Below are 12,747 nucleotides of genomic sequence, written 5' to 3'. Positions count from 1 at the left end.
CTTAATCACCCGAAAAATTATTCACCTGGAAATTAAAAGGATTCAGGCTGCTGCGGGTAAAGCCTTCCTGCTCCATACGCGCATCTAGCACCAACGTGGCAAGGTCATCGGCGACCGGTTCCACTGCCGGATCTTTCTGCTGATAAAACAGCTTCAGCCCGGTGCCGCAGTCGCCGCAACTTTCTGCTTTTACCACCCTTAGTGCATTTATCCGGCGCAACGTACCACTCGCTTTCACACAGATTACAATGAAGATAGCGCAGATCGTCATTTTGACTACCGATATGCACCACGCTGGCGACCTGAACGCTGTTACAAACCGGACAAAACTGGCGATGATCGCTGGCTTCATTTCGGCGATCAGTGAATGCAGCAGTCGTTGCCAGTGCGCATCGCGCGGCAGGATATGAACATCGAGCGGCGGTTTGCCACTGGCAGCGCTGGTAACCAGCTGCGGGTGTAAATCCATTAGCAGCGGATGGTCGTACAATACGGGGCCCGCCTGGAAAACGGAAATTATCCCACGTTAAGACTGTTTTTTGTACATAAGCATTTTGTTGCTTTTATCACCATCTTTATTCTGTGCATTAGCCGGTGGTATCTTTAAGAAATTAAAACTAAATAATGATTCGCGATCTGTGGGTAAATTTTTTGACTGATTAAACGCGAGCCGCATCACTTGACCACTACCTGACAATATCCTGAATAGCGATGGCGATGCTATAAATGGTGCATATCCTGTTTGTGGAGTGAAATTAACGTCACCATCATCAAGCTCAGACCTGAGCAGCATAAGTTACTGTATCTTTATTTCTAAATTCCAGAACGACAGAACGGCTTCCTGAAGGATATATTTTACGATTACCAATCATTGTGACGCTTGAAAATAATTTTGAAAATAAAAATAATGATAATATCAAAAAATATAAGTTTTAGATTTTTTTAATATTAAAGTGTTGATTATCACTGTTGCTATCTGATTTAGCATTTCTAAAACACCTTAAAAAGGATATTTAAATCACAGCAATATTGGCATGAAACGTTTGAGCATTCATTTCACCTGCCAATACTTATATTCTTCACTAATCATTATTTTTCTTGGGGGGCTAATTTCTACTGATAACTGATCGCATATTGAACGGATGCAGCAACGGTACCTGGAGTGGCAGCCCCAGTTGCGTAAGATTGCGCCGAGAAAGCAGAGGTTGCTTCAGTTTCACCGGATGCAAGAGAAAGGTCTTACTGCGCGGTGTAACGTGAAGTCAGAGCTATCGGTTGAGCGCCAGTATCTGGTAGCTGCATTGTCACATTCTGAGCTGTACCAGTATGTGTATTATCCACAAGGTTGCCAACGAAAACTGTGCTGATATTTGTAGCCGTAGAGCTGCCAGTACAACCAGACACCCCCATATTAAATGAAGCCGCATCGGCAACATCACCCGCTGCGGCCACGTCTCCTGCATAAACGGTAGGTAATAAAATAACAGCTGGAGCCTCATTCCCATTTACCATCAATGAACAGGTCTCATCCGTTACTTCACCATGGAACGATATGGTGTTAGTTGACGCTATTGGCACATGGCTTGAAGCAAAGATAGCGAACAAACTTCCAGCGATAAGTAGATTCTTTTTCATTCAAATTTCCCTATTTGTAATCATGTTAAAAGCGATTACTTAAGTTAAGTAATCAAACCGTAATGACCATGACTCAAGTGGGAAAATGATAATTAAAATTTTGATTTTTTTTGTGTCGATAATCATTGAAAATGTAAATATTAAAACTACACAATCACCGCTTGCGTAGTGTTTTATGTTGTTTGTTTGGTTTTTATAGTATTTTATATAATTGAGTTTTAAACGAAATAGGGCTTACTCTAAAATATTTAACTCAACAATTAAAAAGTAACTAAGGATATTAGCCAAGAAGAATCCTGGATGATATAAAATAAATTTTCTTTATTTAAAAAAAACATATCTGTGGAGTGTGTTATTTTGCCATAGCTCGGGCTTGGTTGAATAAATCGAACTTTTGACGGTAGTCAGGATCAGATCACCACACTCCTGATCCTGCAGCGATATCACGTGGCAAAAAAAGTTCAAAATCACCAGCTGGGCTACCTACAACACGGCGCTCATCCATCGGGGCTCTGACATTCTGGCCTGATGAGTCGGCCATTCAGGCCTGGTGTGACGAGCCCAACATGAATCCCGACATTTAATTACATAAGCCGGCGAATAATACTTAGTGTTAATAATTCATTTGCTGAATGTATAATCTAATGCTTAAATAGCTCACCATCGCGTATGAAACACAACAACCTGTAGAATAAAAGAATTACTCAAAGGATTAGGACAATGGCAGGGAGAAAATACCTCACTCATTTGGAAATTGAGAAACTGATCGCCGCAACTGCGGTCGGAAAGAACGCAGTCAGAGATAAATGCATGTTATTAATGTGTTTTATTCATGGCCTTCGCGTCAGTGAATTAACAAAGTTACGGGTAAACGACATTGAGCTGGCAACGAATATAATTCACATATCCCGTCTGAAAAATGGTTTTTCGGTCCATCACCCGTTACAAATCCGCGAGGTAAAGGCAATTAAAGACTGGCTGAAAGTACGTTCACAATATCTTGATTCAGACACTGAGTGGTTATTTCTCTCACGACACGGTGGTCAGATCTCCCGCCAGCAGATCTACCGTTTAATACGCAACTATGGAAAACAAGCCGGTATCAATGTCAATGTTCACCCCCATATGCTCCGGCATGCCTGCGGGTTTGCGCTGGCAGATAAAGGATGTGACACCCGGCTGATTCAGGATTATCTCGGCCACAGAAATATTCAGAATACTGTTATTTACACGGCAAGTAATGCCGAGCGGTTCAGGGCCATCAATATATAGTCATCGTGTTCTGCGCCCCAAAACGGGAATGCCCGCTTTATTTATGAAGGGGCATTTCCTCCGCCCGCAGGCCTTTCCCCTTCACGGCCTGTTCAGCACCTTTTTTTAACTCCTGTTATTTAACAAATGTTTTTCAACATCAGGAACAGCTCGGAATCGGTTTTCACTCCCAGTTTGCGCATCGCATTGCATTTGTGCGCACTGATCGTTTTGATGCTCAGCTGCTTAGCTTGCGCAATTTCACGCAGGTCCATGCCGTTAAACAGATGCCTGAGCACCTCAGTTTCGCTTCGCGTGATCCGCGCGGAAACCTTTATATTTTGTTCAGTCAGACGCACCAGGTCACAACAGATCCGCGGGCTTAAGACGCGCTTTCGGGCAAATGCCTGTCTGAAATAATCTTCGGTGTCGCTCAGCGATTCACCGCGTGCGATCAGACTGATATTGCGCTGGTTGACCAGCTTTCGCAGTTCGTTGCCGTTATGGCAAAGCGTATAGACCACGATATCCAGACGGGGAAATTGCTCACTCAGATTTAGCAGAATATCCAGCCCCTGGTGCAGGTTTTCCTGCGCGCTTTGCAGGTCTGTCACCAGAATATCCACGGAGTGATACATCAGGGCTTCTGAGATTTTCTCCAGACATGTTTCTTTCACGCGGATATCGCAGCCGCTATCAATGGACTTAATCAGTGATGACAGTCCGGAGAGCGTCAGCGGCTGGCTGTCCATCAGCGCCACGGCGCGGGTCGATGTATGAGTATGATACATAACTCTCTTGCTCCTTGCTGCCGGGCTTCATTTCCCGACACCGTTCCATTTGCGGATGCCCTTTTGCCACCGGGATTAATGGCTGGCAGCCGGACCAATCTTCGCCATCCATGTGCCCTGGGCAAAAAGTTCACTGTCATTGTGAAAACCCAGTTTCGTCATCGCATTGCGCTTATGTGTGCTCACCGTGCGGATATCGCGATACAGCGTCTGCGCGACGCTGGAAACGCTCATACCCGAGAAAAGACAGGTCAGCACCTCGAGTTCACGGGCGGTGAGTGCCGGGTTTTTCATCGCAGTGTTCGTCACCAGCCTCTTTGCTTTCGGGCTAAGCCACTGCTCCCCACCGGTCATCACGTCAAAAACACACTGCACCAGCGCCAGCTCCGGCTCGTGTTTAAGTAACACACCGTTGGCCGGAGAGGACGCCAGCAGTTCCAGCACGCGATGATCGCTGAAATCAGTGCAGATGATGATTTTCATCTCCGGATGTGAATCTTGCAGATGGGCCAGCAACAGCAGGCCATCAAGCACCGATTCCTTTTCGCCGCAGATATCCATGATAAGCAGGGCCGGTAACGAGCGGGCGATGGCCGCCGGGATATCCGCAAGGCGTTGTACATAATTGACGGATTTTGTGATGCCGCAGGAACCGGTCAGTACACGCTTCATGCCCAGAGCTGTAACGGGACAAGCGTCCATAATCAATACGCCTTCCACCGGTAAATTTCGGCTGAAAGCGTCATGGGTACCATGACCCGGCGTGAGGTTTTCGACACTGTTCATCATAGCTTCCTTGTTTTCTCAGTCACTTCCCGACAGGAACATAATCCGGGACAAAATCCTTACGTTCTTTATTGATGGTTCTTATTGATGGTTCTTATTCATGGTACTTGCTGATTTTCCTCAGTTGCTGATCGTTCAAATGGGCTTACTGGTAGGTAAACGTGACTTGCACGCTGCCGACAATCGTTCCCGGCGTCACCTTCCCCTGCGCGCTGTATGCCCGGGCGCGCATATCAAACGTGGTACTGCGGGTGGCGGTGTCAATGTTCTGAACTTTCTGCGCCGCGTTTCCCAGTGCCGTACCGTCGCTGGTTTCCAGCTGAATTTGCACCTGCGTGGCGCTGCCGGTGTTGGCGTACATGTCGCTTTCAGTCTCATCCGGCGTCCCGTTGACGGTCATGGTGGCTTCGGAGGTCGAGGCCGGACACGCCGTCAGCGCAATCGAGAAAGGTTTCCAGTCTGATGATGAGCCGGCCTCTGCCATCGACGAGGCCAGAATCTTCTGCCCCAGATCCACATTCATTCCGCCGGAAGGCAGGCTGATCGTGCACGGCGACGCTTTAATATTGCCGGTGATATTCAGCACGGTGTCCGCGCTGGCTGTTTGCCACAGCGTGCTGGCCGTCAGCCCCAGTCCAAGCGCCAGAACCAGCGCCGATGCTTTTCCCTTAGTGATTACAAATGCCGTTAAGCCTTTCATCATGGTGATATTCCCTTACCGGTCACGTCCCGGAATTACTGTATTTCTGCGCGGATGGTCGCGGTGGCGGTGAAATCACCGGTGCCCGGCTCTTTACCACTGGTGTTAATCGGAAATAAGTTAATCTGCGACGTTCCCACCTGAGTAGCGTAATCCATCGTCAGCGGTAAGCGGCCGCTGAGCGGTGCCACGGTGGCACCCGCGCTGTCCTGGATCCTGACGCCCACATCGGCGTTAGTGGTCGAGAGTGCGGTCGGATCGTTGGCATCCGGCGTTCCCTGGAAAGAGAGGCTGACATTGACGCCCTCGGAAATATTGGTACAGGCCACGTTGAAATTGACGTTTTTCGGCGTGAAGTTTTTCGCCATCTGACCTTTGGTGGCGATATCGCCCGACAAGATGTCGTCGAACGGTACCGTGATCACGCCACCGCCATTGATAACGCACGACTGCGGCACAGTCACTGTGCCGCTCATCCAGACGGTCGAGACAGGAACGGCCGACTGCGTCGTCGGATCAGAAGCGATATACACATCCACTACTTTGGTCAGCGGAATGGTTTGTACACCGACAAAAGGCCGGCGGAAATAGAGTGAAATGGTGCCGCGTGCGCCGGTGGCATAAGGATATCGGGCGCAGTTGGCGGCGGTATTCTGGTTGCTGACACTGGTGAACGGCGTCGATTTAAAATCGCCAACTCCTCCGGCGATATAAACCTGACTGGCCACGGCGAGAAACTCGTTGATACTGTAATAATTCAGGTCACCGTCGGCGTACGCCAGCCCGGTATCCGGCACTTTTGCGGTCACGTAACCCCCGACATAGCTGCCAGTGCAGGAACAGGTAACATTGTAGTTACCGCTGAGGTTCCACTGATAGGCGTTGTTAACGATCTTTCCGGCCGTGTTTTGGGTCGGGTCGGTTAACAAATAACTCATGTTGAACGTATAAGATTTTGTCCCGTCAGTCGGGGCGCAGTCACTTGCCTGCGCATTGGCGCTCAGTATGCCACCGGCCAGCATCAGCCCGAACAATGCACCCTTTTTACCCCCGGACACGCGGCGGAGGATTGGCTGGCGTGGTGAAGTCACGTCTGTTGATAATTGATTCATACGATCGGTCATTTCCATGTTCCGCCTTACCGGCAGTCTCCGTTAATAAGTTGAATACCCGACGTGGCCGGTTGTTCAGGCAGGCGATAGTTCACCTGACAGGACTGCGCCGCTGAATTACCCCATTTCACTGTCAGCGTGCCGCTGTCGGACATGCCTGACAGATAAACCTGCCCGCCGTCTCCGACAATGCTGCTGTTCTCCTTGCCACCGTTGTTCACGCCTGCGGTGGCACCAAATGGCACCGGCTCGCCGTTGGCGCGGGTCAGTGTCATCAGCACACGCTGGCCGACGTTCGGATCAAAGTCCGCACGCACCACCGCGCCACGCGTTGGGATCACCGTGGTGCTGGTCAGCGTCATATCGACATTGTCCGGCAAGGTTGAGGTATCAAGGGAAATCTGGTTACGCCGGTACGCCGTGGCGTAAGGCACCACCGCATAGCCGCGCCAGTCTGTTTTAACCCCGGTATTGCTGGCGATGCTGACATCGTCGGCGCCCGGCGCTTTCACCAGCACCACCGTTTCACTCAGCGGTTGCGAGAAGGTCACGCCATTTTCGTGCAACAAAATGCCGCCCTGCAGACCGTAATCCATACGGCGCTGGGTGCGGTCATAGCCGTAACCGGCATTCACTTCGCCGTAACCGCCTTTATAGTCTGCGCTGGCATAGCCGTTCGCACCCTGCCCCTGCGTGGTGTAACCCTGACTGATGTTGTAATTCAAATTGTCATCACGCAGTGCTGTGCCGCTCAGCCCGACGTTATGTGAGGTATTGCCGTTTTTACTGCTGTTAAGGTTATAGGTGGCGTAACTGCCCGGCAGCCATTTGCTCAACGGCACGCTGATGTTGACGGCCACAATCTGATCGGTGTAATAGGTCCGGTTGCCGTTGCTGTCCGTGCCATTGCGGTTGTAGGTGTAGTTAACCCCCCAGGAAATGCCTTCCCAGGTGTTGTTGTAGCCCACGCTGCCCGACTGGGTTGACCGGTTATTATTCCAGTATTCTTCTTTAACCAGACTCAGCGAAAGCGCACCGCCCTTTTCCCACAAGTTCTGGCTCAGGGTCAGTTCAGCGCGGCTTTTCTTGTGATCGCTGTAATATCCGCTGCCGCCGGAGTAGCTTTCCAGCGCTTCCTGCAAGGTATAAAAACCGGCGGTGGAATAGCGGTAGCTGGCCAGGCTGAAGTTGGTGCCTGACTCGACAAAGCTTTTGCCGTAACGCAGACGGTAAGACTGACCGCTGTCTTTTGGCGCGTCTTTCTGTTTAGTCCAGGCCTGCGTCACGTCTGCGGAAAGCGCACCGATGCTGCCGAGGTTTTGACCCAGCCCCATCGCCACCGACTGATATTTGCTGGCCGCCTGCAAGCCGCCATACACCGTCGCACCGTGCGATAAACCATAAATCGCGGTGCCCTGAGTGAACGGCGTCTTTTCGACGTTATCGTTATACGAGCGGTACTGACCGCTGGTGAAGCTGTATTTCAGATGTCCTTCGCGCTGAAGCACAGGCACCGACGCGAAAGGCACCACCATATTTCGCTCACTGCCATCGGCTTCTTTAATCGTCACATTCAGGTCGCCACTGCCCGCTGTCGGATAGAGATCTGAAATGGCAAAAGGCCCGGCAGGCACGTAACTCTGGTAGATGACATACCCGTTCTGGCGGATGGTCACCTGCGCATTACTGTTCGCAATGCCACGCACCACCGGCGAGTAGCCTTTCATACTGTCCGGCAACATATCGTCGTCAGAGGCCAGCTGCAAACCGCGAAACGGAACCGTATCGAACACTTCGGTCGGTGAGTTACTTTCGCCTAACGTCAGCTGACCCCGCAGCGCCTGGATATCACGTTGCAAATAGGTATTGATGGAATCCCAGTGGTCAGTGCCATTGCTGTCGCGGTTCCAGGTGGAATAGTTACGCAAACGCCAGGCACCCAGATTCGCCCCGGAACGCAGATTCAGGTAATAGGTATTGCTGTTACGAGCGTCGTTTTCCCGCGCTTCGGTGTTCGCGCCGCTGAAGCTGTAGTTCATCAGCAAAGCCGGAATGCCCGGTTCCCATTTGTCAGGAGACACGTAACCGCGCGCCTGCGAATTCAGCGCCGCCTGGGGAATGCTCAGATCCAGCCGTTGCTGATCGAAGCGGAAAGCAGCAGAGGATTGCGCTATCGCACCGGTGAAATTGGCACACTCGTCTGTAGCCTGGATACCGGGGAACATGCCAATCTTCACGCCCATATCTCGCAGCAGTTCGCCGCTCAGACAGGGCTGCAGGCTTTGCTTACCCGCCGTATCCGTTGTCAGGGTAAATTTTACGTCACGGGTATCGACCGCTGAACCATTCAGATAAATATCAACACGATAAGTGCCTGGCGGCTGTAAATCCCCCTCTTCGAAAATCGACAGATCGGCATTACCCTGTGCAGGATTATCGATTTCCAGTAAGGCCGGGTTGAAATATTCCGCTGCGCTGGCCAGAGGTGTTCCGCCCATTAACATTGCTATCTGGCACGACACCAGCCAGGCAAGCCGGGAACGCGTAAAGCCGGTCGAATTATGACTTTTCGTTTTGTTCTTCATTTTGTTAATTCCATGTTTGCAACGCAGCCAGAATTTCTGGCGCTACTCCCTCGCCTTCCTTGTTTACCGCCGTGACAGATTTCTTCTGGTCATTAATTCAGGTCAGAGACTGGCAATAAAAGGTTTGCTGGTGCCTCCGTAATCGTTGATGAATTGCCAGCTCAGTGAGCCGCCGGTGACGCCGGCCGGTAAGTCAAAACTGGCATCAGACTGCGGTGCGACCATGGTGACGTTCTTCATCGCGCCGCCATTGATTTTCACGTTAAAGAAAGTGATGTAATGCGCCGACGGATTGGTCACCTGAATGCGGTTACCGATGCGTTTCCATGTCAGCGTTTTAGCGGACTCTTCCAGCGTACTTTTCACGCCGGACGGGCGAAAAATCAGCTTGATGCGCGTTTTCACGGCAATCTGCAGGGTGTTTTCTCGCTTCTCGGCGGAAGGGATCGATTTGATGTTCAGCCAGTACAGCGACTCTTTGGTCTCGGGCAAATTACCGCCCGCACGCACTACGCGCAGAATGTTTTGCTGATTACCATCAAGGCGGAATAAAGGTGGAGTCACGATGAACGGCGCTTTGTCAGCCGATGCTGTTTTGCCGTTTTCAGCGCCATCCACCCAGGACTGGATCAGATAAGGCGTTTTATCGGGGTTACTGATATTGATGGAGGATTCTTTCTTGCCGCCGTCATAGATGAGACGCGTGCCGCCGACCACGACACCCGCCTGTGCGGCCATGCCGAAGGTCATTAATAATGCTGCCACCGCTGTAGCGCGCCATGTTTTCATCGTGTCCCTGCCTGTCTTAACCATTCAAATAGACCAGGGGCATGCACTCCCCTGGTCTGACTTAATTCAACTGAAGCGAATCAAAAGGGCTTATTGATAAACCACGGTGAACTGAGTCACGCCGTTTGCATCACCCACGGTGACTGAGTCGGTCAGGGAGATGTAACGAGCGCTAAAGTCCAGATTGTTAGGACCGGTGCTGACCAGCGGATAAACAGAGGAGTCTTCGTACAACGGAACCACTTTGTTCTGGTTGTCAGAAATCTGAATACCTACGCCTGAGGCAGTGTTGTCACCGGCAGTCAGCGCCAGCACGGTGTTGTCACCAGAAACCTGAGTACCGTCGAAACGCACGGTCGCACCGGTCACGGTGTCAGGGCAGTCGGTCAGAACTAAAGTGAATTTTTTGGCAGCGGCCAGTGAACCCGCAACAGGGAACGCGGTACGGGCGATATTACCCAGGAAGACATCCTGGTTTTGAGAAGCAGTATCGATCGTACAAGCCGCATCTGTGATAGTGCCAGTGAAGTTAACGGCGCCATCTGCTGCAAAAGCGGAAGAAGCGAATGCAGAAGACGCGATCAGGGCAACAGCAAGAAGATTCTTTTTCACGAAATTTTTCCTATTAACATAATGCAAATCGAAACACCTTTCCCGGTGTTCGAATTAGTTTTGACAAAACCATCTGTCATTCCTTTATTTAGTTCATGAGGTTCCACCCCACTTAATAAGCCGCCGGGCGTGTTTAATCCCGAAACCCAAACGATTCATTTTGAACTAAAGTGACTCCTTTGGTTTATTGTGCTAAATATGGAATTTTGTGCAGAATCTAATGCTTTTATATGGGGTTATTATGAGATAAAACTAAAGTATTTGCCGGCAGAGTGAGTATGGCGTGAGAAATCAAGCGAAGGGGATGTAAGAAAAAACCGAGAGACTTCCGGTATGTCGAATTAACAAATTAATCTATAAGAAACTGAATTTTATATGATTTTAATAAACTTCTGCGGAGGGTGGCACTCAGTATTGACAGAAATTTACCGGCTGATTAGAGTATGCTCCAATTTAGTTCAAAATGACCCCATTGAAACAATTAATTACAGGTTGGCTACCAGACTTCTTTAAATCTTTTGGCGTTACTCGCCGTATATAAAACCGTGTTCTGAATATTACGATGACCTAAATAATCCTGAATTAAGCGGGTATCAATCCCTCTGTCTGCCAGCGCAAAACCACAGCCGTGTCTTAACATATGCGGATGGGCGTTAATAGTTAGATTAGCGGCCTGACTATAATTTCTTATTAACCAGTAAATGCGCTGTCGTGATAATTTAGAACCACGATTAGAAAGAAACAACCAGTCGGAATCCGCACCACGGTATTGCTTTCTTTTATTCATCCAGAGCATTAACGATTTCCTTTCCCGCATATAGAGGGGATGAACGGTAGAGAAGCCATTTTTTAACCGGTGGATATAGATATTATTGCCTTCCATGTCGATATCCGAGAGCCGCCAGCTGCTGATTTCACTGACCCGGCAACCGTGGATAAAACACATCCAGATCAGGCAATAATCCCGTTCTGCGTGCCTTCCGCGCAACGTAGCCTCAAGCAGTTTCTCAACCTCAGACGGAGTCAGATATTTACGATTTTTCATAGTGCCTCTTCATGTTCATAGTGTCCCGGATAAGTATTGATTTCGGTGGCACTCATCATTCAACACTTTTCCGAAAATGGAAATAGTGATCGCCTGCTGCACAACGGTTCATTAATTCATCGTTTAATAACAGGGGTTTTTAATATCCCTGTGTGGTTAAGGCCCTCCTTAAAGTGATGCGTATAAAGTCAATTCATTCATTTTCAATATACGTCCTAAACCAAACGCCATCAAATAAAATAAAAATCAAAGCTTTATGGTTATCATCACTGACAATTAAGTTTATATCATATTCGCCATAACGTAGGCGTAATTTAAAATAATTCACGGTTTTAAACTGTTGTGAACTATATTAACAGATCAAGTACGTGGCAATCAGCATGGCGTATTTTCGCGTTTATCCTTTAACACCCTCTCATTTTCGGTGCTACGGAGGCATTTTATCCTGCCTGTGGCAGGAATTTTTTACAAGGAAATTTCTGAGGCTTTTTACGCATTTTCAGGGCGGGCGAGAAGTTTATTTCAAGTGTATAGCTTAACATCCGAAAGTTGTGCCGAATAAACGGCGATCTGGCAACCACCAGTCGTTTTTTCGCGGCTACGGCGGGGATTAGCAAAGCAGGAACAACCTGAGACAGCGCGGAAATAAAAAAAAACAGGACGCAATGCGTCCTGTTTTGATCAGGCAGACGTAACGGGAGATCAGGCGGAAAGACCACCGTCCAGAATGAGACTTTGTCCGGTCATGTACGTGCTGTCTTCACTGACCAGCCACGCCACCGCGCCTGCCACTTCGTCCACCTTTCCGAAACGTTTCATCGGAATCGTTTTACGCAGCGCAACAAGCTTGTCTTTAGGCATATCAGCGAGAATTTCGGTGTCGATATAACCGGGCAGCAGGCAGTTAATCCGAACGTTAAAGCGCCCCAGTTCTACCGATAACGTTCGCGCAAGGCCGATCATCGCCGCCTTACTCGCCGCATAAGCGCTCTGCCCACTGTTACCCTTTATCCCCGTCACCGACGACATCATTACCACCGAACCACCGCCCTGCATCATCATCGGTTCAACTAACTGGCTGTTCCAGTAGAAGATGGCGTTTAAGTTGGTGTCCATGACTTTACGCCAGTTATCGGCGTTTTGGTGGATATGCAGCGCATCAAGCGTGATACCCGCATTGTGTACCACGGCGTGCGGCGCGCCGTAGCGTGCCAGCAGGTCAGTGGCCAGATGTATAACGGCCTGCTCATCACGCCCGTCGCACTGATGACTTTCGACCCGGCCGGGCAACCCCGCACAGGCCAGCTCCACCTCATGCGCGGCGCTTTCGCCCTGACACCAGGTAAATACCACATTCCATTCTTTCGCCAGACGCTGTACGGCGGCGCGTCCGATCCCCCGGCTGCCACCGGTGATTAAAATCCATTGATTTTCCATGACT

Annotated in this window: 11 protein-coding genes and 2 pseudogenes; 1 reads left to right on the top strand and 12 read right to left on the bottom strand. The window is 49.8% G+C overall.

Annotated elements, in window-relative coordinates:
• Positions 1-17 precede the first annotated feature (17 nt).
• From fdhE to ACP3TC_RS21460, 3 genes and pseudogenes are all read right to left on the bottom strand, one after another.
• Positions 18-490: pseudogene (gene fdhE / locus ACP3TC_RS21470) on the bottom strand (formate dehydrogenase accessory protein FdhE); the annotation flags it as partial.
• Positions 491-526: 36 nt separating this feature from the next.
• On the bottom strand, positions 527-793 hold the full coding sequence (locus ACP3TC_RS21465; protein WP_426817226.1) for a fimbria/pilus periplasmic chaperone: 267 nt from the start codon (positions 791-793) through the stop codon (positions 527-529).
• A 320-nt stretch (positions 794-1,113) separates the two neighbouring features.
• Positions 1,114-1,635: pseudogene (locus tag ACP3TC_RS21460) on the bottom strand (fimbrial protein).
• A gap of 720 nt (positions 1,636-2,355) precedes the next feature.
• On the opposite strand from ACP3TC_RS21460, the gene ACP3TC_RS21455 reads away from it, so the two are divergent.
• The gene (locus tag ACP3TC_RS21455) at positions 2,356-2,907 is read left to right on the top strand and encodes a tyrosine-type DNA invertase (protein WP_313854757.1); all 552 of its coding nucleotides are present in this window, start codon (positions 2,356-2,358) and stop codon (positions 2,905-2,907) included.
• A gap of 119 nt (positions 2,908-3,026) precedes the next feature.
• On the opposite strand, the gene ACP3TC_RS21450 is transcribed toward ACP3TC_RS21455, so the two are convergent.
• From ACP3TC_RS21450 to ACP3TC_RS21410, 9 genes are all read right to left on the bottom strand, one after another.
• On the bottom strand, positions 3,027-3,677 hold the full coding sequence (locus ACP3TC_RS21450; RefSeq protein ID WP_426817225.1) for a LuxR C-terminal-related transcriptional regulator: 651 nt from the start codon (positions 3,675-3,677) through the stop codon (positions 3,027-3,029).
• 75 nt (positions 3,678-3,752) lie between these two features.
• Complete coding sequence (locus tag ACP3TC_RS21445; RefSeq protein ID WP_313854759.1) at positions 3,753-4,466, bottom strand: response regulator transcription factor; 714 nt, start codon at positions 4,464-4,466, stop codon at positions 3,753-3,755.
• Positions 4,467-4,608: 142 nt separating this feature from the next.
• Entirely contained in the window at positions 4,609-5,166 is a 558-nt protein-coding gene (locus ACP3TC_RS21440; RefSeq protein WP_313854761.1) for a fimbrial protein, read from the bottom strand.
• A 32-nt stretch (positions 5,167-5,198) separates the two neighbouring features.
• Positions 5,199-6,287, bottom strand: coding sequence for a fimbrial protein (locus ACP3TC_RS21435; RefSeq protein WP_426817224.1), 1,089 nt, complete (start codon positions 6,285-6,287; stop codon positions 5,199-5,201).
• A 14-nt stretch (positions 6,288-6,301) separates the two neighbouring features.
• Complete coding sequence (locus tag ACP3TC_RS21430; protein ID WP_313854764.1) at positions 6,302-8,860, bottom strand: fimbria/pilus outer membrane usher protein; 2,559 nt, start codon at positions 8,858-8,860, stop codon at positions 6,302-6,304.
• 102 nt (positions 8,861-8,962) lie between these two features.
• Entirely contained in the window at positions 8,963-9,649 is a 687-nt protein-coding gene (locus ACP3TC_RS21425; protein WP_426817223.1) for a fimbrial biogenesis chaperone, read from the bottom strand.
• Positions 9,650-9,739: 90 nt separating this feature from the next.
• Positions 9,740-10,261: a fimbrial protein gene (locus ACP3TC_RS21420; RefSeq protein ID WP_313854769.1), complete on the bottom strand. Its 522-nt coding sequence runs from the start codon at positions 10,259-10,261 to the stop codon at positions 9,740-9,742.
• Positions 10,262-10,757: 496 nt separating this feature from the next.
• The gene (locus ACP3TC_RS21415; protein ID WP_095922315.1) at positions 10,758-11,306 is read right to left on the bottom strand and encodes a tyrosine-type DNA invertase; all 549 of its coding nucleotides are present in this window, start codon (positions 11,304-11,306) and stop codon (positions 10,758-10,760) included.
• A gap of 702 nt (positions 11,307-12,008) precedes the next feature.
• The gene (locus tag ACP3TC_RS21410; protein WP_313854777.1) at positions 12,009-12,743 is read right to left on the bottom strand and encodes an SDR family NAD(P)-dependent oxidoreductase; all 735 of its coding nucleotides are present in this window, start codon (positions 12,741-12,743) and stop codon (positions 12,009-12,011) included.
• Between the last annotated feature and the right edge of the window lie 4 nt (positions 12,744-12,747).

The organism is Winslowiella sp. 2C04 (assembly GCF_050037805.1).
In the GTDB taxonomy this organism is placed as follows: domain Bacteria; phylum Pseudomonadota; class Gammaproteobacteria; order Enterobacterales; family Enterobacteriaceae; genus Erwinia; species Erwinia toletana_A.
The sequence above is the reverse complement of the archived record's forward strand: the minus strand, read 5'-3'. Positions and strand labels throughout refer to the sequence as shown.

Coding starts and splice junctions, on each gene's coding strand:
- ACP3TC_RS21455 (WP_313854757.1), top strand. CDS start 2,356: ATGGCAGGGAGAAAATACCTCACTCATTTGGAAATTGAGAAACTGATC.
- ACP3TC_RS21430 (WP_313854764.1), bottom strand. CDS start 8,860: ATGAAGAACAAAACGAAAAGTCATAATTCGACCGGCTTTACGCGTTCC.
- ACP3TC_RS21415 (WP_095922315.1), bottom strand. CDS start 11,306: ATGAAAAATCGTAAATATCTGACTCCGTCTGAGGTTGAGAAACTGCTT.
- ACP3TC_RS21450 (WP_426817225.1), bottom strand. CDS start 3,677: ATGTATCATACTCATACATCGACCCGCGCCGTGGCGCTGATGGACAGC.
- ACP3TC_RS21440 (WP_313854761.1), bottom strand. CDS start 5,166: ATGATGAAAGGCTTAACGGCATTTGTAATCACTAAGGGAAAAGCATCG.
- ACP3TC_RS21465 (WP_426817226.1), bottom strand. CDS start 793: ATGCTGCTCAGGTCTGAGCTTGATGATGGTGACGTTAATTTCACTCCA.
- ACP3TC_RS21435 (WP_426817224.1), bottom strand. CDS start 6,287: ATGACCGATCGTATGAATCAATTATCAACAGACGTGACTTCACCACGC.
- ACP3TC_RS21425 (WP_426817223.1), bottom strand. CDS start 9,649: ATGAAAACATGGCGCGCTACAGCGGTGGCAGCATTATTAATGACCTTC.
- ACP3TC_RS21410 (WP_313854777.1), bottom strand. CDS start 12,743: ATGGAAAATCAATGGATTTTAATCACCGGTGGCAGCCGGGGGATCGGA.
- ACP3TC_RS21445 (WP_313854759.1), bottom strand. CDS start 4,466: ATGATGAACAGTGTCGAAAACCTCACGCCGGGTCATGGTACCCATGAC.